Genomic DNA, 19,540 nt, shown 5'->3' on the forward strand with positions numbered 1-19,540 from the left:
TCCACCTAGGGCCATGAAGGCGCAGGGGAAGAGTAGTAAACCAGACCAACCGATGAAGACGAAACGGTCTCTTTTGAGCCAGTCATCGAGAGCATCAAACAGCCCTCTTTCTGGGGCGCGTCCGACAGCAATGGTCATGGGTATTTTTCCTCTTGCTTAACTGAAATCACGGGCAAGATTTCTTAACTTTTTTGAGTCTGGGATTACTCCCATTGTCTTATAAGATGGCGCGATCGATTGACTGGATTAGCTTAACTAAACTAGCTGCGATCGCTCGTTAATCCTCACAAACTGTAAAAGATTAACGTTTCTTAAACTAGCACAAGCTAGACAATAATTTCGAGTTCGGTAAGACTTTGGTTCCTTGCGGCCTCTATCTACCTTTAACTATTATTAGCAAAAAATTACAAATCTATACAACTTGACTCATAATTGATTTTTAATACACACAAAAACTTTTTTGTCAATGAGTATTTATATTCATTTTTTTAATTGATCGCCATTCCCAATCCTCTAGGGGTTGCTCTAGCAATTGACAATCAAAGCATTCCTCGGCGGCGGTTTTCAGGGTAGCGATAATTGTCTCTAGGGTCAAATCTGGGGCTAAATTGAGCTTTTGAGGGGCAGCACTGGCGAAAACTTGCTCAAACAGCGAATTATCCTGCTCTAACACCATCGAACCATGTTGGAGAACCGAGGAACCCCGTTGCAGTTGGGCGCTCCCAATAAATTTATTTCCCCAATTATCGACTAAATCCGCACCGGTAGCTGTACCGAAACAGTTAGCAGAATGGATATATCCCCGGCCGGCAGCACCGTAGGACAATTCTAGACCGAGATTTTGCCAGCCTGTGATTAAAAATTGACAGATTTGACAGTAAACTTTCCTAACATTCCCCTTCATCCCCGAATTTACCACCATATAAGTCAAATCCCCCTGATGTAGTACGGCCCGGCCACCGGTAGGACGACGAACTAGGGAGATTTTTTGACCTTGCCAAGTCAAATCACGCCAAAAATCGGGATATTGCCGTTGATGATAGCCCAAGGAAATAGCTGGGGGCGACCATTGATAAAAACGCAGAGTCGGGGGATGATGACCACAACGGTGTTGTTCTAGTAACCAAGAATCGATCGCCATTTGTAGCTCTGCCGATGAGATAATTGGAGGGATATAACGCCAAATTTTAGCTGCCACCAAAAGATTCTCGTAACATTTCATCATTATTATCTGCTACCGTCGCCACGAGAGTAATTGCTCGCGAAATCTCCCCAGCAGACAAATCGGCCACAGTACGCTGAGAAATCACCACCACCTGCTCATTCATAATGGCAAAATGAGATTCAAAGGTTTCGGCACAATTCATCGCTAATAACTTGCGGGTTAATCCCAATTCATCCTGAACAGGCAATTTCAGCACAGAAGACCACACCGTGAGAAAATCATCATCGCTTTCCCCAGTTAACTGCACAAATACCTCAACGCTACCATACTGAAACTTCCACAGATAACCTTTTTCTGTATGTTGTACCATAGCAGTATCATTCTGCTGCAGAGTAGAAATAACCATTTCAATCATTTCTTGGTGACTGCTCGTACTAGCCAGAAATTCATCGGTCATTGACTCTATTGCTTCTGAAGTCGCTAAACTTTCTGTGGTCATAAAAATTCCCTAAACTCGATCGATCACAATCTTATCCCAAGAGAAAAGAAAAAAAGACATTCGGGTTGGGGAAGTGGGGTTTTAGGGTTTTGGGGTTTTGGGGTTTTAGTTGAATTTCCCCACTTTCCCCACTTTCCCCACTTTCCCACTTCCCCAATTACTCAAAATTTTATGAAGCATTTGAGTAAACACCTAACTTGATCGATGACAATGGCTCTATCCCTTTCTAGCTGTCAATAATTATGCAAAGTCTTTTTCAACGTTCCCTAACTGAGACCAATTCTGGGGAAGAAGATACCCGTAGTCGTATTCTACAGGCCGCTTTACGTTTATTTGCCGCTAAGGGTTATGAAGGAACCACGACCAAAGACCTAGCAGGAAAAGCAAATGTGGCAGAAGGAACTTTATTTCGTTATTTTCCCAACAAAAAGGCGATTTTAATCGAAGTGGCCACTAGGGGATGGGTGGACATTCTCACCGACTTGCTGACGGAATTGAGCGAAATGGGCAGTTATAAAGCGGTAGCGCAGGTGATGCGACGTAGGGTGTTGAGAATGCGAGAAAATAGCGATTTATTGCGAGTTTGTTTTATAGAGGCACAATTTCACCCCGAATTAAAAGAGCGGATTCAATCGGAGGTAATTGCTAAAATGACCGATGTGGCTGAGGCTTTTTTTCAAACAGCGATCGATCATGGTATCTATCGTCCCATGAATCCGAAAATTGTAGCCCAGGTTTTTCTAGGAATGTTCGCAATTGCCGGTTTTTCTAGTGAAACTATTTTAGATAGTAATGCTTCCCCCTTAGCTTTACAAGAAATGGCCGAAGGTATTGCCGAAATTTTTCTGAATGGAGTGTTAGTTAAGTAGTCGTGCAAAATTAATTTCCTAGTCGAGACTCCGAGACTCCGAGACAGCTAATCTAAGGATAGGCGGTTAAAATCCTTTTTAGCTTACTTAAGTAGGGTTTACGGCAAAAAGTTTATTGGTGGGGTTAGGAGTCGGTCGTCAGGAGTCAGTAGCCGGTCGTCGGGAGGGGAAGTAAGAATAACAGAATGACCTCTTTAACTTAGACAATGGTGAAGTAAAAGTCGTTAACAATATCCCAGAATTACTCGAATTATCTATAGATAATCCCAATAAATTTAAAGAACACATGGACAGAGGAGATTTTGAGCGTTGGCTGGATAATATAGAGATAGGAGAAACAGAACTAGCAAATATAGCTCAGGCAACTCGAGAGAAGAATGATGATGAGCGCCTACATTATTTTCTCAGAGAATGCTGTCTAGTCTTGATTGAGAGAAACCCTTAATATTTCCTAACAAAAACTTGATTTGATCGCCAACTACCTGCAAGATAAAGAAAGAACGAATGAGATAGGAATTTACAAGGGGATAAAAATTAAAATCTTTCTGATTTCAAGCTACCAACGACCAGCGCTAGTCACTGATAACTGAAACCTGAAAACTGAAACCTGATAACTGAAAACTGAAACCTGATAACTGATAACTGATAACTGATAACTGAAATGACTCGATCCTATTTTGCTACCACCGCTAGGGGACTAGAAGAAATTGCCGCTAGGGAATTAGAATTCCTAGGGGCCAAAGAAGTGAAACCAGTATTCACCGGAGTCCATTTTCAGGGGGATATCTCCCTACTCTATCGAGTCAATCTTTGGTCAAGAATTATTTTTCGGGTTTTGGTTCCCATTGCCGAAATTCCCTGTGGGGATGGGAAGGAACTGTATGATGGTATTCAAGCCATTGATTGGCGAGATTATCTCAGCAGTGAGGAAACTTTAGCGGTACAATGTACGGGAACGAATGATCGCCTCAATCACACCCATTACACCGCTTTAAGCATCAAAAACGCTATTATCGACCAACAGCGTCAACAGGGCAATCCCCGTTCCTTTGTGGATACAGAAAACCCCGACCTGCAAATTAACGCTCATATCGAGAAAAATCGCTGTGTGCTTAGTTTAGATAGTTCTGGCCACAGTTTACATCGTCGCGGGTATCATCGGGCCATGGGAGTCGCACCTCTGAAAGAAAGTCTTGCCGCTGCTTTGGTAGAATTATCAGCATGGCAGGATGATATGGTGCTTTTGGACCCTTTCTGTGGTTCGGGAACCATTGTCATCGAAGCGACGTTAAAAGCTTTAAATATTGCCCCCGGTTTATCCCGTTCCCAGTTCGGATTCCAGAAATGGCCAGACTATCAACCGGATTTATGGCAATCTTTGCTTCAGGAAGCTAAAGAAAAACAAAAATTTCAGCTAAATGCGCCAATTTATGCTAGTGATGCCGATTATGAGGTTTTGCGTCAGGCCGAGGATAACGCCTATTTTTGTCAAGTGCAGGACTATATTAATTTTAGCTTGCAAAGCATCACCGACTTAGAACCGACGAGCGATCGAGGGATTATTCTCTGTAATCCCCCTTACGGCAAAAGATTGGGTAATACCGAAGAATTAGGGGCTTTATATAAATCCTTCGGTGATGTCTTAAAACAGAGGTTTAAGGGTTGGACAGCCTATATTTTATCGGGAAACAAAGAACTGACTAAACAAATCGGTCTGCGTTCTTCCCGTCGCACTCCCTTGTATAACGGTTCTTTGCCCTGTACCCTCTTAAAATATGAGTTGTATTAACTACATCAAAACCTTGAGACTGTCAAGGGCTAAATGAACATTCTGACGAACTGAGGCAGCAGAAGTGTGTAAATCCAGACGTTCAGCATCGGTCAAACGCACTTCCAGAATACTTTCCACACCCCGACAGCCTAAGCGACAGGGAACCCCCAGATAGACATCCTGTAAACCGTATTCACCCTTAAGATAGGCTGCCGCCGGCAGTAAACGGGATTGATTTCTCAATATCGTCTCGACCATGGTACAGGCAGAGGAAGCAGGGGCATAATAAGCGCCGCCAGTTTGCAGTAATTTGACGATTTCAGCCCCACCGTTGCGAGTTCTCTCCACTAAACGGTTAATTGTTATCTCGTCCATTAATTCGGTAATCGGCACACCACTGACGGTACAGTAACGGGGTAGGGGCAACATTAAATCACCGTGACCACCCAAAACCATAGCATGAACGTCGGCGGTACTAACCCCCAATTCCATGGCGATAAAGGTTTGTAAACGGGAAGAATCGAGGACTCCGGCCATTCCCATCACTCTTTGGGGGGGTAAACCGGTCGATTGCCAGACTAGATAGGTCATCACATCCAGGGGATTGGTGATGACAATAAAAATGGCTTCCGGAGAATACTGGAGGCATTTAGTGGCGGCCTCGACGACAATTTTAGCATTGACATTCATGAGATCATCGCGACTCATGCCCGGTTTTCTGGCTAATCCAGCCGTAATCACGACAATATCCGAGCCTGCCGTGTCTTCGTAGTTATTAGTGCCAATAATCTCGCTGTCGTGCAGTTCTATGCCCTGAGCTTCCATCAAATCTAGGGCAATACCCTGGGGCAAACCATTGACGATATCGAGGAGAACCACATCGGCGAGGTTTTTTTCGGCGATGCGTTGAGCCAGGGTGCGTCCGACGTTGCCGGCACCAATAACCGAGACTCGGGGCGATTGACAGGGGATGAGTGTATCGTAGAAGTCAACCATGGTTTATGGATGAGGCAATTCCTCATCAGGCGGGTTCCAGTTGTTCGAGCTTTAGCCACACACTGGGGGTGGGAACACAGAATTTAATCAAAGCATAATCATCTTTTACATCCAAGACTTCTGCTGTCGAGTCGAACATATAACTGGGTAAACGGCGATCGCTGGCTAGGGCTTCGAGGCTATTTTCTAGGTTTCCCGTCACCACGCGGACTAAAGCTCCTTTCTTAATTGTAGCTGCCATGTTTTTCTGGTTAAATTTGCTGGGGGTTTCCCCCATAAATTGTTACATATTCGGGCAGACCTCTGACAAGAGCTTTTTTCAGTCATCGGTTTACTGATGACTAATACCAAAGGCCGAATCTAAAACCTAATTGGTTAGGCTCAAAGCTTTGATGTACTTAGGTGGCTGGTTATAATTAAATTAAAAATGGATTTTAGGTTCGATCCCCCCCCTTATTAAGGAGGGTGCCGATCCCCCCTTAGTCCCCCCTTAATAAGGGGGGCATCTGAAAGTTTTCAATACCTACCTACTTAGTTTTTACCCTTGTTTTTAGGTGGGAGAATTGCCAGATTCTTTCTTGTGCATGAGTGCCTGTCGCCCCTTGCCTTTAGAAACTAATAACTGATTCCGGGCTGATGGCTTTTTGGCTTAAGATAAAGTTTAGCCCTCGATCGAGTTCTCGTGTTTTCATGGTTTTACAACTGCGCGTCTATGTTCCCGAACACCCTCTGGTTAAGCATTGGCTGGCGATCGCCCGCGATCAAAATACCCCCTCGGTACTGTTTAAAACAGCGATGACGGAACTAGGGCGCTGGTTAACCTACGAAGCAGCCAGGCAATGGTTGCCGACCCTGGAAACTAGCGTTAAAACCCCTCTAGCGGAATGTCCCGCTACTTTTATCGATCCTAGCGTACCGATCGCCGTAGTCCCGATTTTACGCGCAGGATTAGCCCTGTTGGAAGGGGCGCAAAGTCTTTTACCCCTAGCTAGTACCTATCATCTCGGTTTAGTCAGAAATGAGGAAACCCTGGAGGCGAGTTGTTATTTAAATAAATTACCGGCTAGTTTTGATCCGGCCACGAGAGTGTTAATTCTTGAACCGATGTTAGCCACGGGGGGATCAATTTCAACGGCAATGGCAGAAATTACCAGCAGAGGCGTTGATCCTGCCCTAATTCGCCTGATTTCCGTGGTGGCTGCCCCGCCGGCTTTACAGAAATTGAGTCAGAATTATCCCAGCTTGAACATCTATACGGCTATTATCGATGAAGGATTAAATAGCCGCGGTTACATCGTGCCGGGGTTGGGCGATGCCGGCGATCGAGCTTTTGGAACCTATTAGGAGAAAAACGGATTATGAGTCAGCGAGATGGGTTTGCGGGCGGTTTTTTGGCTGGTGCGATTGTCGGTGGTTTAGTGGGCGGTGTTTTGGGGACAGTGTTGGCTAATCGCAGCCGTCGCGGTTTAGCAGATGGTGATAATCAGTCTTTTTTGGAGGAGATCCGCAATGGGCGCTTGACTCCAGAGGAAGGTATGGAAATGGCCCGCCGCAGTTTAGAAGATAAAATTGCCCAGTTAAATCTAGCGATCGATGATGTGCGTCAACAGTTAGGATCGGTACAGGAAAACGGCAGCGATCATTAAATAGGGTTGGCTGAATAAATCTCAAAACCTTTATATAACTGTGAGTTAGGGATAGGTATAGCCGCTTCTTAAAAGTTGCCAAACATTAATCAAATCAAGGAGAATTTATTCTCAATTATCAAAATTGAGACAGTTTGTGCCGCTTAAATAAAGAGATTTTGATAACTAAATTAAAGCATATCTAAAGAGTTTTGAGTTAAGAGTAAAACTTCAAGTTTTCATTCAGAATATAGCGTTTCTTAAGCTAGTGAGGTACACCTATTCTTCTTTCCTTTCGTCTAAAGCCCATAACTTTTGTACCTCAGCAGACTGAAAAAAGCTATGGTTTAAGAGTCATGAGAAGAAAAACATAGGGAAAAAAAGCAAAAAAAAGTTAGCGGACAAAGAAGAGGTGGTCGAGTAAATGGGATGGGAGGAGTGAGATATTCCGATAAAAAAAGATTCGTAGAATTCATCAAAAAAGGAAATTGAGAAACTTTTTATGAAGTGGTAAAAGTTTTTTATACAAAAATCATTAAAGAATGGGTGGAAGCGGGGAATAAAGAGGAGGATTTTCGAGAAAAGGGTCGAAAGATTGTCCTGATTCTCGATAATGCTAGTGTTCACAAAAAAACGGATGTTGTTGGTAAAATTGCTGAAAATATGCCCAACTTAATTTTAGAGTGTTTACCCGCATATAGCCCAGATTTAAATATCATTGAATTGCTCTGGCACTCGACAAAAGAATTTATCGCTCATCGACTTTTTAAATCAGTTGAAGAATTAGAATCTCTTTTACATCAACTTTATAAATGAAGGAGGTCTAATTATTAAGTGGGATCGCAAGTTGAAAAACAAGGGTAATTCTGTTAACGCAATTTAAATTACGAACAGCTTACTGCACACTTAAAACTCAAATCTGATAACTGATAACTGATAACTGATAACTGATAACTGTCTTACTCGGCCTTTACCAAACCCTGAGAGCGAATACAGGCCTGTTCCCAGCGACAATCGGGATTAACTTCCACTGGTTTGAGTCGCGCCCAGATTTCGCCTTGATCATCGGCATAAAAACTATCGATAATAGCAGGAATACGAGTACCAAAAGGTTCAGTAATCAGGACAGAATCGGTCAGATTAAATACTTCGCCATTAGCTCCCGTCGCTTTTTCGATGACGGGAATTTCTGCTTTGGGAATCGGTTTTCGGAATGGAGGAGCCGAATCGAAACGGGGACGGAGAGGAGATTTTATCTCACTACTGACTGATTTTACCGTTTCCTCGGTTGGTTTTTCCTCAATTATTTCTGGAGGGGTTTCTGGAGGTTTGGGGGGTACTGCAGCCCTAGAACCCTTTTTAATAATTTGTAGAGGTTGTAGGGGAGGAGTGGTTTTAATTGGCTCTTCGGGAGGTTCAGGGGTGCTAGGGGTTTTCTTCGGGGGACGTGGCATGATACGACAAGGAAAATAAAAACTATAGGATTATTGAAGCATATCGAGCCGCTAACCCGCTCGACCAGTGCTTGTGTCAATTTTGCTGTGGCTAATTCTTCCCTGGATCCGGGCCAGATACCCCGCACTATAGCTATCTAGGAATTAGTCGATTCCCCTCTCCTCTCCAACTTATTGAAAAAACTTCTCATTAAGTATTGACAAAAATTCCTAATAAGCTTATAGTTATTTATAGTGTTCTCCTCTTAAGGATCGGCAGTGGAACCGCGCGGCAGTCTCTAACAATGCGGTTCCCATTTTTTTTTGGAACGATAGAAGGCTTTTAACGTCTCTAAACTTCTAGGTTTCCTCATCCTTTGGCTTTTATGAACGATAATTCCGACCTGTACCTCGATCATCTCACCCATGCGGATACTGTCATCACTGCTGAAATTGTCGAGCATGAGAGTCAATCAACAGATGAGACAGATTGGGCAGCTCTATCCTCTCATTTACGTCAACAAAATCAAGAATTACAAGCGGAGATCTGGCGACGGGAGCAAGCTCTGGCGGAACTGCGATCGCGGTTAGCCGAGCAACATCGTCGCTGGCAAAGTTGCGATACCCTAATCCAGCAGCAAAACGAGGAACTGCAATACGAAAAGCAACAATTACAGCGAGCTTTAGGAGAAATCGAACAGTATCGTCAAGCAGAACAACGGCAACCGATGATTATTGCCAATTTGACCGCAGAATTGACCCGCACGCGCCAACAATTAGCCCGTTTAGAGCGAGAATGTGCCTTAATTCAGGAAAGTTATCAGGAAAAAAGCCAAAAACTGTGCAACTATGACCAGCAATTGCAGGAATTACGCACCCGTCTCCAACGTCAGCAACGCTACACCCTCCAGTATAAAGCGGCCTTGGCCCAGTATTTCCAGCGCGGTAGAGATCGCAATTTTTCCCCAGATTTAGCCATTGTTGACAAGGCAGCTGCGATCGAGCCTTGGTCTCAGACAGAGAATCAAGAAAACGATGAAGTGGCTCCCATCGATGATTTTGTAGCGGAATTAGAGACTATTGAGCCAGTAGAATCCTTAAATAAGAAAGACAGGGATTGGCCCGCACCTATCATCTCTCCTTCCCCGAAATATTCCTCTTTTCGGGTTGATTTGCCCACTTTTATTAAATATCGCCAAGAAAAAGATAATTCCTGAACAACAGAAAGAGAGCCGGCGACTGTCCATGTTTCGTCTCGGCTCTCTATTCTGGTTCGCTCCTCACACTAATTAAAATCTATCATAAGCTGATGGTTTTGTCCACTAAATTCACAAAAGTTAATATTTTTATAGTTCCGTCATCGGCAGCAGTTGCCATTTTTGACGGAGAAGACGGTTAAGTAGTTTTTGACTGACGCTAATCAGGATTAATCTCGATTGCTGAATTGGGGCCGATTCTCCGATAATGCGACAGTTACGCTCAAAATTGAGCATCGCTTCGCACAAATTCGCAGTTAGGGGATAGAGTTTCTGGCCTTCCCAACAATCGCAAACGGTTAAAATTTGCAGGATTAAGGCTATTTCGGCGGGATGATGCCATGATAATAGTTCAGACTCGGTTAATCTAATTTTTTCCCGATTGAGCAGTTGTAACAAACTAGAATAGCGAGCGTGGGTATATTGAAATAAAAAGAAAAATTCTCCTTCGGGATGGAGAGGAAGCTGATCGGAGAAAAATTTATCAATTAAATCGTTTAGTTTCAGTAACCAAAAGGACAAAAATTGCTGATCTAATAATAATTCTAGCCATCCTTCCCTAAGCTGAATTTGTGGAAAAAGGGCGATTAAATGGTTAAATATGGTTTGACATTGAGCGGGTGTAAAATAATAAAACAGAGGTGAACGATAGAGGATACTATCAGTTTTTTGGCAACGATAGAAAGTTAATTTATGGTTGTTTTCTGGAAAAAGATTAATTAATTGTTGTTTTAAACAATGCTCGATCGAGGGGTGATTGCAGATAAAATTCATACTCAGAAGGGTAAACGTAGTTGCGTGCGCCCAAAACGTCCTCTAGATATTTCCACCAAATTGAGATGCACCCAAATTATCCCTATTCTTCTTCCTTCCACATAAACACCAGAAGAGCCAGTTTTCGGATATTGTAGTAGATATCTATGGGGGAAATTCAGATATATTCTAGAACGCGAGGTGTGGAAACTGACGCGATTGCCCATAAAAATGCCAGGTTTTTGAACGTGGACTCGTTGAACCAAGAATCCCGAAGCGCTGGGGTGGGAGTGTCAATCGGATTCTCTCAAGAAACCCGCTTTCTGACTTGTAGTAAGATTGAGGGCATAGTATGGCAATTTCGTAGGCGATGAAGGCAGCGGCAGTTATTGAGCAGTACAAAAACGGGCGGCGGGATTTCCGGGGGGAATCCTTGCGGGGTGGTAACTTTCGCGGTGCGGACTTAACAGGGGCGGATTTCAGTGGTTGTGATATACGCGGGGCAAATTTTAGTCGGGCGAATTTGACGGGGGTGAAGTTTGCCGGGGCGAAGGCGGGATTGCAGAAGCGGTGGCTGGTGATTTTGCTGGGGTTGGCTTTGGTGTTAATTGTGGTTTCGAGTTTTTTCTCCGCCTTCGGCGGTTATATGGTGGGCTTAATTTTTTATTCCAATCCAGAAAACCAAGTTACTGGTTGGTTCACCTTAATTTTTCTCATCTGTTTTTGCGCTGTCACTTGGCGTAAAAATATTTTGGCCTTCGCCATAGCCGTAGCCGTAGCCGGAGCCGTAGCCGTAGCCGGAGCCCTAGCCGGAGCCTCAGCCCTAGCCGGAGCCGGAGCGGGAGCCGTAGCCGTAGCTATATCCGTAGCCCTAGCCGGAGCGGGAGCCGTAGCCGGAGCCTTAGCCGGAGCCGGAGCCGGAGCCTTAGCCCTAGCCGGAGCGGGAGCCGGAGCCCTAGCCGGAGCGGGAGCCGGAGCCTTAGCCCTAGCCGGAGCGGGAGCCGGAGCCTTAGCTGTAGCCGTAGCTATATCCGTAGCCCTAGCCGTAGCCATATCCGTAGCCGTAGCCGGAGCCGTAGCCGTAGCCGGAGCCGTAGCCGTAGCCTTGACGCTATTTTACTTTTGGCTCGGTTGGCTGACCCTTAAACAGGAAAGCCGCGATCCTTGGTTGCGTAAAATTGTGATAGCCTTTGCTGCCATTGGTGGCACATCCTTTTTTCAAGCCAATTTAACCGCAATAGATTTTACAGGAGCCACCTTAAAAAGTACCAATTTTAATCAGGCAATCTTGAATAAAACAATTTTTAAACAAGCAATTAAATTGGAATTAGCCCGCCCCGGCAATACCTTATTAGCCAATCCCCGGGTTAGAGAATTTTTGATTGATTCCCGCACCGGAAGCGGAAAAGACTTTGCCCAAGCCGATTTACGGGGGGCATACCTGGAGGGGGCAAACCTGCAAGCTGCCAACTTGCGCCTCGCCGATATCAGTGAAGCCAGCTTGCAATACGCCAACCTTGCGGGGGCAAACCTCACCGAAGTCAACGCCGTCAATGCCGATTTGCGCCATGCTACTCTGACGGGTGCTTGCGTGGAAAATTGGAATATTGATGCTACCACCCAACTGGATGAGGTGGACTGCCAGTACATTTATCTGCTTAATGGGCAAAAAGAGCGCCGCCCCAGCAGTGGCGAATTTCAACCGGGCGAATTTACTAAATTATTTGCCGAAATGTTCGACACCGTTGACCTGATTTTCCGCAATGGGGTAGATTGGAAAGCTTTCATCGCTGCCTTAAAAGAAGTACAAGTGCAGAATGAAGATACGCCGCTTCAGGTGCAGAGCATTGCCAATAAAGGAGATGGCGTGATAGTGGTAAAAGTCCATGTACCGTCCGACACTGATAAAGAGAAAATTCACCAAGAATTTAACCAAAATTATCAACTACAACTCGCAGCCATCGAAGCCCAATATAAGGCACAACTCACCGCCAAAGAGACAGAAATTGCCATCTATCGCCAACAAAGTGTTGATATGATGGAAATTACCAAAACCCTCGCCAACCGTCCCATCCATGTAGAAGCAAAAGCCATGAGCCACAGTAACGACAGTTCCCCAAATATTACCATCCGCGATATTAATAATTCCGCCGTCAATTTCGGCGAAATCATCGGCGATGTAACTAATACCATTAACCAAATTGCAGCCGATGCTTCCCCAGAAAATGCCCAACTCAAAGCCTTACTGCAAGAACTAACCCAGGCGATTAAAATTGACAGCCATTTAGATGAAGAAGAAAAAGCCGAAGCCGCCAACCAAGTGAAAAAGATTGCCCAAGCTAGTCAAAATCCTGATGATGCCGGACTGCAAAAGAAAGCCCAACGAGCAGTTAATTTTCTCGAAACAATTGCTAAAGCTTTGGAACCTGCCAGCAAACTTGCCCAAGCCTGTCAAACAGCCTTACCGATAATTTTGAAAACATTAGGCTTCTGATAGGTTTGTAGTTGCGCTTTAGCGCAGTTCTAGTTAGGGTCTGCTGAAAAAGTTTTTCGGTAGAGGCAGGGTGTGGGGTGTGGGGTGTGGGGTGTGGGGTGTGGGATTTTACGGGTTTTGAGGTGGCCAATTACCTAATTTTTAGGGAAAAAGTACCTGAATTTTCCCCCTTATCACTCCCATACTTGGTACTTTTTGATTGACAAAAAGTCTAAAAGTCTTACCCAACAAGGTTTTTAGATTTATTCAGCAAACCCTAGTTAGGGCTATCGATGGCAATTGTCGATGATAGCTGAGATTCTATCACTTGATGACCGAGATTAACCGGTCGAGCATTTCCCTCTACTGGCGCGCAATAACGGGGAATTGGGCTAGAAACGAGGCTAATATGACGGTCACTCACCGCTAATCCATGGCTAGGATCATAGCCTTTCCAGCCGCCCCCCGGCAAGTACACCTCTACCCAAGCGTGTAAATGTCTTTCTCCTTGGTCTAAATCTCCTTCTTGATAGCCACTGACAAAACGGGAAGCCAATCCCACACAGCGACACACATCCATAAATAAAACCACAAAATCGCGACAGGAACCCTGCTTATTTTTCCAAGTGTTTCCGGGTAGATAGGGTTCCCCGGTAAGACGAATAATTTGCTGACAATTTCGGTAAATTTTGTCATTAAGATTAAACAGGAAAGATAGCACCTGTCCCTCAGTTTCCTGCATAACTTCCTGGGCTAATGCTGCCACATCAGGGTCATTAGCTAACCCATAAAATTGTCGGTAGGGTTGTAATTGACTGTGGAGAGAAATGGGATAATCAAAGGGTAAACAGGTCGCCCAAGGTTCCAATAAATACTGGAAAGGATTAACCCCATGGGTTTCCACTTCACTCACCACATCAATCAATAATTCTTCCGTCGGTTGATTAAACCAAATTTGTAAACAAGAATTACCATCGAGGTCGATAATATTAGTTATTGTTAAAGGTTCTGGGTTAATTTTGAGCGTGAACTCTCGCAAAGTTTGCCCACCATCAGATTTTGGCCGCAAGCGCAGCAGATGGGGTGATAAAATCACGGGTTGATTATATAAATAGTTAGTTTGATGCCGAATGTGATAACGCATTAAGTTGTTAATTGGGATTGATATTGAAAGTTATTTACTGGCAGAGATGGGGCAAGTTCGGGATTAAAAACAAAGAAAGTTTCTGTCATTTTTATTCCCACATCATTAACTCTTTTTTGAATATGGTCGAGGAATTCATGCAATCCCATTTCAATAACATCCTCGATAGTTAGATAACTCATTTCGGCACAAAGTCGCCCTAAACTTCTTTCTACCGAATTGCCCCAAGTTCCTACAGGAGTACCGGTAACTTGATGCAAACAGTGGTCTAATTCCCGCAGACAAAAGTGAATTGAGCGAGGAAATTCTCGATTAAGAATTAAAAATTCGGCCACGTCACTAGGAGTAATCCGTCGTTGACATTTACGATACATTTCGTAGGCACTCACCGACCGCAGTAAAGCAATCCATTGAATTTGGTCTAGAGAAGTTCCTACCCATTGAGCGGAAGGCAAGAGATAATAGTATTTAACATCAAGAATTCTGGCGGTTTTATCGGCGCGTTCCTGTAATCTTCCCATAACGCCAAAATGCCAACCTTCATTATGAGTCATCGTCGCATCCATTACTCCCGCAAAACGGTGACTAGCCAATTTAACTTGGGTAAAAAAGTTCGGTAAAGTAGTTTGAGGATGGTAAGAGGAAGCGTCTTTTACCATCAAGAAAAAACCATTAACCTGTTCCCACATTTCCGAAGAAATAATCTCGCGAACTGACCGAGCATTTTCTCTGGCCCAGCGCAAACAAGAGATAATTGAGTTACTATATTCCGTGTCAAATGTCAAGAAATTGATCACATTTTCTGCGGTGGCTGTGCCGTAACGTTTCTTGAATTGTTCTAAATCTCCCGTGGTTAAAACCAAAGGTTCCCACTGTTGCAAAACGCTGGTAGGTACATCTAACATTAAATTAAGATTAACATCCATAAACCGGGCGACATTTTCTGCCCGTTCAATATAGCGATTTAACCAATAAATTGAATCAGCAACTCTACTAAGCATAATTAACTGGGAAAAAGTGAAAAGGAAAAAGAAAAGGGTAGGGTGGGTTACTAACCCACCAAAATTTTGATTATTGTCCTGATTACTTGGTTAAAACCCAAGTATCTTTACTGCCACCACCTTGAGAAGAATTAACCACTAAAGAACCCTTTTTCAAAGCTACGCGAGTTAACCCCCCGGGATGCACATAAATTTCATCACCCCGATGGAGAATATAGGGACGTAAATCCACATGACGACCTTCAACTTCCGTGTCAATTAAAGTGGGAACCCTAGAAAGACTTAACACCGGTTGAGCGATATAATTGCGGGGATTAGCAGCAATGCGTGGGGCAAATTCTGCCCTTTGTTCGGGGGTAGCTTGAGAACCGACTAACATCCCATAACCTCCCGACTCATTAGCGGCTTTCACAACTAATTTATCGAGATTATTTAAGACATAATCTAAGTCCTTTTCTCGCCAACAAAGATAGGTAGGAACGTTATTTAAAATCGCTTCTTCTCCCAGATAATAACGAATCATATCGGGGACAAAAGCATAAATAACCTTATCATCGGCGACTCCCGTACCCGGGGCATTAGCTAAAGCGACGCGACCTTCCTGGAAAACTTTTAATAATCCGGGTACACCTAACATCGAATCGGGACGAAAAACCGCCGGATCTAAAAAGTCATCATCGAGGCGACGATAGACCACATCTACCCGTCTTAATCCCTTGGTGGTTTTCATTTGTAGATAACCATCAAAGACGACTAAATCACGCCCTTCCACTAATTCTACCCCCATTTGTTGGGCAATAAAAGAATGTTCAAAGTAGGCAGAATTATAGGTTCCGGGGGTTAAAACCACCACGGTGGGATTAGGTAATTGGGCTGGGGCTAAATTAAGGAGAGTTTCCAACAGATGGGAAGGATAATCATCCACCGGTTTAACATTCATTGTCTGGAAAATATCTGGGAAAGTGCTTTTCATTACCCGACGATTTTCGAGGACATAAGAAATACCGGAAGGAACCCGCAAATTATCCTCTAAAACGTACCATTGACCATCTTTATCGCGGACTAAATCGGTTCCCGTGATGTGACACCAGATACCTCCGGCGGGTTTCAGTCCCACACAGGGTTTCAGAAATCCCGTCGCCGAGGCGATTAATTCGGGGGGAATAATGCCATCTTTAATGATTAACTGGTCATTATAGATATCGGAGAGAAAAAGATTGAGGGCTTTGATGCGTTGTTTCAGTCCTCTTTCTAAATAATCCCAGTCCTCAGCCGAGACAATTCGGGGAATAATATCAAAAGGAAAGATTTTTTCCACCCCTTGATTGTCGCTATAGACATTGAAAGTCACCCCCAATTCAAACAGGGCCGACTGAGCGGTTTCCCGGTGTTGTTGAAGTTCTCGGGGCGGCAGATTCTGCAACCATTTGATTAAAGGGGACGCGTGGGGACGAGGTTGACCATCATCTAAGAATAGTTCGTCGTAGAAGCCTTCGGGATCGTAGGTATTTAATAGCACGCTGACCTCATTTCATACCTTACCTATTCCCAGTGTCGGACAATTGGCCTGATTTTTTGTAGTCTAGGAGACATTTTAAGGGAAATTTTAGGAAGTTAGCCGTTTTTCGTCCCTAGCGATCGCCAATCGATCCCCACCGGTGGAGAAACCTGACCGGAGCGAGAATTAGACCTGAAAACTGTGTTACATTTTTTAAAGGTCACACATTAAATCTTTCATTTTTCTTACTGGTTACGCGATGTTTACCAAACAAGTAACGGATTCTAAAGCCTATCAATGGTTTGAGGAACGCTTAGAAATTCAAGGGATCGCTGATGATATCAGCACCAAATACGTTCCCCCTCACGTCAATATCTTCTACTGTCTGGGTGGCATCACCCTTGTGTGCTTCGTGATCCAGTTTGCCACTGGTTTCGCCATGACCTTCTACTACAAACCCACTGTAGCAGAGGCCCTCTCCTCCGTACAGTACATCATGAACGAAGTTAACTTTGGCTGGTTAATTCGTTCTATCCATCGCTGGTCCGCCAGTATGATGGTCTTAATGATGATCCTGCACGTTTTCCGCGTTTACCTGACCGGTGGATTCAAAAAACCTCGCGAATTAACCTGGGTAACTGGGGTTGTCCTGGCCGTAATCACCGTTAGCTTCGGTGTCACCGGTTACTCCTTACCCTGGGATCAGGTGGGTTACTGGGCGGTTAAAATTGTTTCCGGTGTACCTGCTGCTATTCCCGTCGTCGGTGATCAACTCGTCACCCTGATGCGCGGTAGCGAAAGCGTCGGTCAAGCAACTTTAACCCGTTTCTACAGCTTACATACCTTTGTACTACCCTGGTCGATCGCGGTCTTCATGTTGCTACATTTCTTGATGATCCGTAAACAAGGCATTTCTGGGCCTCTATAATTCAGAAAAATATCTCTGTCGATCCGAAATCATTTTTAGGAGACATTATCCATGTCCACATTAAAAAAGCCCGATCTCAGCGATCCCGCTCTGCGCGCTAAGTTGGCTAAAGGGATGGGTCACAACTACTACGGTGAACCCGCTTGGCCTAACGATCTGCTCTATGTCTTCCCGGTGGTTATCTTTGGTACGATCGGACTCTGCACCGGTTTAGCGATTATGGATCCCACCATGATCGGTGAACCTGCCGATCCTTTCGCTACTCCCCTAGAAATTCTGCCAGAGTGGTATCTTTATCCCGTTTTCCAAATTCTCCGTATTCTTCCTAACAAACTCTTAGGTATCGCTTGCATGGCCGGCGTTCCCCTAGGCTTGATGTTAGTTCCCTTTATTGAAAGCGTCAATAAATTCCAAAATCCTTTCCGTCGTCCCGTCGCTACCGCTATCTTCCTATTTGGTACTGTGGTCACGATTTGGTTAGGTATTGGTGCCACTTTCCCCATCGATACATCTTTAACTCTCGGTTTGTTCTAAGTTACTGAACTTCACCGGTTTTTTGCCCACGCTTGTGATTCCTGACTTTGGAAGAGCGATCGTGGGCAATTTTAATTTTGATTTCTTCTATCGGGTAATTTGTTGTACCAAAGCGATAACATCACTGCGGCTGAGTTTTTCCTTACCTAAAGCTAGAACTTCGAGAGTGCCATGGGCTAAAGCGAGGGGAATCTTACAAAAATCGAGTGCCGGCCCTTTCGGCAGCGATTGAGTGTAATAATCGGCTAATTTCAGATTACGACGGGCATAATTATGAATATCACTAATTGTCCAACCCTGGGGCAGAAAACTTACCCCCCGGCGCAGATCCTCGCCATGGTTGCGGGCAATATTAACCGCTTGTAAACCCCGACCAAAACCGATGGCATAACTGCGATTAGTTTGAGTGCCGTCGTACCAATTCCAGAGGTCAGACAGCAATAAACCCACAGCACCGGCCACACTAAAGGTATATTGATCTAATTCCACTTCTGTGCGAATATCCCAGTTATTCCCGGCCCAGTAGGCCATGCGATCGGCCATGGCCGCCGTGGCATCCCAAACCCGGGGGGCGATCGAATCCGGTGCTAACATTGCCCATTCGCCAATTCTCAGGGTGACTTCCGGCAAAATCTCCCGATGGACTAAGCCAAAAGTAAAATCCTCTTTGGTAGAATTTTGGGTACCTGCTTGTAAATTCAGGCTAATTTGTCTTAATATCTGGGCTTTACTGAAGTTATCTAGGTCTGGATGGTCTTCTACTTCATCGATCGCCCTCATACAGAGATAAGCTGAGGCTACTGCCTCGAGCAGACGATCCGGTAAACGACTTATGGGAATATAAAAAGTTCGACTCGTTTCTTGCAGAATCGTTAAAGCATTATCGCGCAAATTCATTCAGTCCACTCCTCACGCCAACTTAGGTAACTACGAGTTAAACCAATCAGATAGATCGGTTTAGGTGATTCCGATGTTCCTAAGACAAAGTTGCTGTCTATTGTAGTATGATTATTCAAAATTTCCCGATTATTCTCGAAAAAATCAACCATTAGGGTCTTCTTGACAATTTTTCTTTCTCGTATAGCTGAGGGACAATTACGGCAATTTTTCGAGATTACAGGCTTAAAAAGCGGTTTTTGCCCGTTTTTAAACGGTATTTTGCGGCTTCATGGCAGGGATTGAAAGGAGGTCACTTGTAAAATTGGCCCGATCATGGCCAGAGTCATCACATCCGAGCGAATTTGACCTATAACTGTCACTTTTGCCCTTGTTTGAATTAATTCGGCGGTCGGTTCCATTAATTCGTAGGTTTGACCGTTATCGGCAATTAATGCCCAAGTTCCCGTGCCTATTTCGATTCTTTTTACCTGACCCGTTACACTAACACTCATGCTTTGATTTCCCCGATCGAGGCGATCGCGATTGCCGCCCCTGTTACAAGCATTCTATCGATATCTTTCCTCGGCATTGATTGTCAATTTTGGCAGAATTTAACCCCATAAATCAGTTTTTTTTATCTAAAAAGCGATCGCTACTTCCGCCACCACCGCTAAGAGGGAGGCCACAGCCGCTAAAATCATTATTTCTCGATCGGA

Annotated in this window: 20 protein-coding genes and 2 pseudogenes; 9 read left to right on the top strand and 13 right to left on the bottom strand. The window is 44.4% G+C overall.

The annotated features are described in order from the left end of the window. From IM507_RS07630 to IM507_RS07640, 3 genes and pseudogenes are all read right to left on the bottom strand, one after another. A pseudogene (locus IM507_RS07630) lies at nucleotides 1-138 on the bottom strand (photosystem II D2 protein (photosystem q(a) protein)); the annotation flags it as partial. Nucleotides 139-463: 325 nt separating this feature from the next. Continuing rightward, the gene (locus IM507_RS07635) at nucleotides 464-1,225 is read right to left on the bottom strand and encodes a lipoate--protein ligase family protein (RefSeq protein ID WP_069473757.1); all 762 of its coding nucleotides are present in this window, start codon (nucleotides 1,223-1,225) and stop codon (nucleotides 464-466) included. Further along, the gene (locus IM507_RS07640) at nucleotides 1,188-1,664 is read right to left on the bottom strand and encodes a YbjN domain-containing protein (RefSeq protein WP_069473758.1); all 477 of its coding nucleotides are present in this window, start codon (nucleotides 1,662-1,664) and stop codon (nucleotides 1,188-1,190) included. Before IM507_RS07640 ends, IM507_RS07635 begins: the two co-directional genes overlap by 38 nt. Nucleotides 1,665-1,906: 242 nt before the next feature. Between IM507_RS07640 and IM507_RS07645 the strand changes: the two genes are divergently transcribed. Both IM507_RS07645 and IM507_RS07650 read left to right on the top strand, forming a co-directional pair. After that, entirely contained in the window at nucleotides 1,907-2,533 is a 627-nt protein-coding gene (locus IM507_RS07645) for a TetR/AcrR family transcriptional regulator (RefSeq protein ID WP_002738367.1), read from the top strand. 661 nt (nucleotides 2,534-3,194) lie between these two features. After that, a complete protein-coding gene (locus IM507_RS07650) occupies nucleotides 3,195-4,322 on the top strand; it encodes a THUMP domain-containing class I SAM-dependent RNA methyltransferase (protein WP_002738408.1) in 1,128 nt (375 codons plus the stop codon). Here the strand turns inward: IM507_RS07650 and mdh are convergent, their stop codons facing one another. Both mdh and ndhO read right to left on the bottom strand, forming a co-directional pair. Then, nucleotides 4,323-5,300, bottom strand: coding sequence for a malate dehydrogenase (gene mdh, locus IM507_RS07655; RefSeq protein ID WP_002790897.1), 978 nt, complete (start codon nucleotides 5,298-5,300; stop codon nucleotides 4,323-4,325). A gap of 25 nt (nucleotides 5,301-5,325) precedes the next feature. Beyond that, nucleotides 5,326-5,541 (bottom strand): NAD(P)H-quinone oxidoreductase subunit O, encoded by a 216-nt coding sequence (gene ndhO, locus IM507_RS07660; RefSeq protein ID WP_036397110.1) that lies wholly within the window; start codon nucleotides 5,539-5,541, stop codon nucleotides 5,326-5,328. Nucleotides 5,542-5,990: 449 nt separating this feature from the next. Between ndhO and upp the strand changes: the two genes are divergently transcribed. The 3 genes and pseudogenes from upp to IM507_RS07675 form a co-directional block, all read left to right on the top strand. Continuing rightward, nucleotides 5,991-6,644 carry a uracil phosphoribosyltransferase gene (upp, locus tag IM507_RS07665; protein WP_002778835.1) on the top strand — a complete coding sequence of 218 codons (654 nt, stop codon included), beginning with the start codon at nucleotides 5,991-5,993 and terminating at the stop codon, nucleotides 6,642-6,644. A 14-nt stretch (nucleotides 6,645-6,658) separates the two neighbouring features. Then, nucleotides 6,659-6,946, top strand: a complete 288-nt coding sequence (locus IM507_RS07670) for a ssl2009 family thylakoid membrane protein (protein ID WP_002738615.1) — start codon at nucleotides 6,659-6,661, stop codon at nucleotides 6,944-6,946. A 351-nt stretch (nucleotides 6,947-7,297) separates the two neighbouring features. Then, nucleotides 7,298-7,808: pseudogene (locus IM507_RS07675) on the top strand (IS630 family transposase); the annotation flags it as partial. 76 nt (nucleotides 7,809-7,884) lie between these two features. Here IM507_RS07675 and IM507_RS07680 read toward each other — a convergent pair. Continuing rightward, nucleotides 7,885-8,379 (bottom strand): hypothetical protein, encoded by a 495-nt coding sequence (locus IM507_RS07680; protein WP_287636847.1) that lies wholly within the window; start codon nucleotides 8,377-8,379, stop codon nucleotides 7,885-7,887. Between the two features lie 365 nt (nucleotides 8,380-8,744). On the opposite strand from IM507_RS07680, the gene IM507_RS07685 reads away from it, so the two are divergent. After that, nucleotides 8,745-9,575 carry a hypothetical protein gene (locus IM507_RS07685; protein WP_287636848.1) on the top strand — a complete coding sequence of 277 codons (831 nt, stop codon included), beginning with the start codon at nucleotides 8,745-8,747 and terminating at the stop codon, nucleotides 9,573-9,575. Between the two features lie 129 nt (nucleotides 9,576-9,704). Here IM507_RS07685 and IM507_RS07690 read toward each other — a convergent pair whose 3' ends face one another. Then, complete coding sequence (locus IM507_RS07690; protein ID WP_002738708.1) at nucleotides 9,705-10,388, bottom strand: DALR anticodon-binding domain-containing protein; 684 nt, start codon at nucleotides 10,386-10,388, stop codon at nucleotides 9,705-9,707. Nucleotides 10,389-10,390: 2 nt separating this feature from the next. Continuing rightward, entirely contained in the window at nucleotides 10,391-10,594 is a 204-nt protein-coding gene (locus IM507_RS07695) for a hypothetical protein (RefSeq protein ID WP_287636849.1), read from the bottom strand. A gap of 143 nt (nucleotides 10,595-10,737) precedes the next feature. Between IM507_RS07695 and IM507_RS07700 the strand changes: the two genes are divergently transcribed. Continuing rightward, nucleotides 10,738-12,861 carry a pentapeptide repeat-containing protein gene (locus IM507_RS07700; RefSeq protein ID WP_287636850.1) on the top strand — a complete coding sequence of 708 codons (2,124 nt, stop codon included), beginning with the start codon at nucleotides 10,738-10,740 and terminating at the stop codon, nucleotides 12,859-12,861. Nucleotides 12,862-13,117: 256 nt separating this feature from the next. On the opposite strand, the gene IM507_RS07705 is transcribed toward IM507_RS07700, so the two are convergent. From IM507_RS07705 to IM507_RS07715, 3 genes are all read right to left on the bottom strand, one after another. Continuing rightward, the gene (locus IM507_RS07705; protein ID WP_287636851.1) at nucleotides 13,118-13,984 is read right to left on the bottom strand and encodes a transglutaminase family protein; all 867 of its coding nucleotides are present in this window, start codon (nucleotides 13,982-13,984) and stop codon (nucleotides 13,118-13,120) included. After that, the gene (locus IM507_RS07710) at nucleotides 13,984-14,985 is read right to left on the bottom strand and encodes an alpha-E domain-containing protein (RefSeq protein ID WP_287636852.1); all 1,002 of its coding nucleotides are present in this window, start codon (nucleotides 14,983-14,985) and stop codon (nucleotides 13,984-13,986) included. Before IM507_RS07710 ends, IM507_RS07705 begins: the two co-directional genes overlap by 1 nt. A gap of 82 nt (nucleotides 14,986-15,067) precedes the next feature. Beyond that, the gene (locus tag IM507_RS07715) at nucleotides 15,068-16,504 is read right to left on the bottom strand and encodes a circularly permuted type 2 ATP-grasp protein (RefSeq protein ID WP_287636853.1); all 1,437 of its coding nucleotides are present in this window, start codon (nucleotides 16,502-16,504) and stop codon (nucleotides 15,068-15,070) included. A 238-nt stretch (nucleotides 16,505-16,742) separates the two neighbouring features. Between IM507_RS07715 and petB the strand changes: the two genes are divergently transcribed. Both petB and petD read left to right on the top strand, forming a co-directional pair. After that, nucleotides 16,743-17,411, top strand: a complete 669-nt coding sequence (petB, locus tag IM507_RS07720) for a cytochrome b6 (protein ID WP_002738970.1) — start codon at nucleotides 16,743-16,745, stop codon at nucleotides 17,409-17,411. Nucleotides 17,412-17,462: 51 nt separating this feature from the next. Further along, nucleotides 17,463-17,945 carry a cytochrome b6-f complex subunit IV gene (gene petD, locus IM507_RS07725; protein WP_004267928.1) on the top strand — a complete coding sequence of 161 codons (483 nt, stop codon included), beginning with the start codon at nucleotides 17,463-17,465 and terminating at the stop codon, nucleotides 17,943-17,945. An 87-nt stretch (nucleotides 17,946-18,032) separates the two neighbouring features. Here petD and IM507_RS07730 read toward each other — a convergent pair whose 3' ends face one another. Together IM507_RS07730 and IM507_RS07735 are read right to left on the bottom strand one after the other, a co-directional pair. Further along, nucleotides 18,033-18,842: a squalene/phytoene synthase family protein gene (locus IM507_RS07730; RefSeq protein WP_069475044.1), complete on the bottom strand. Its 810-nt coding sequence runs from the start codon at nucleotides 18,840-18,842 to the stop codon at nucleotides 18,033-18,035. A 269-nt stretch (nucleotides 18,843-19,111) separates the two neighbouring features. Beyond that, complete coding sequence (locus IM507_RS07735; protein WP_002738436.1) at nucleotides 19,112-19,336, bottom strand: hypothetical protein; 225 nt, start codon at nucleotides 19,334-19,336, stop codon at nucleotides 19,112-19,114. Between the last annotated feature and the right edge of the window lie 204 nt (nucleotides 19,337-19,540).

Source organism: Microcystis sp. M20BS1 (genome assembly GCF_020245305.1).
Taxonomy (GTDB): Bacteria; Cyanobacteriota; Cyanobacteriia; order Cyanobacteriales; family Microcystaceae; genus Microcystis; species Microcystis ichthyoblabe_A.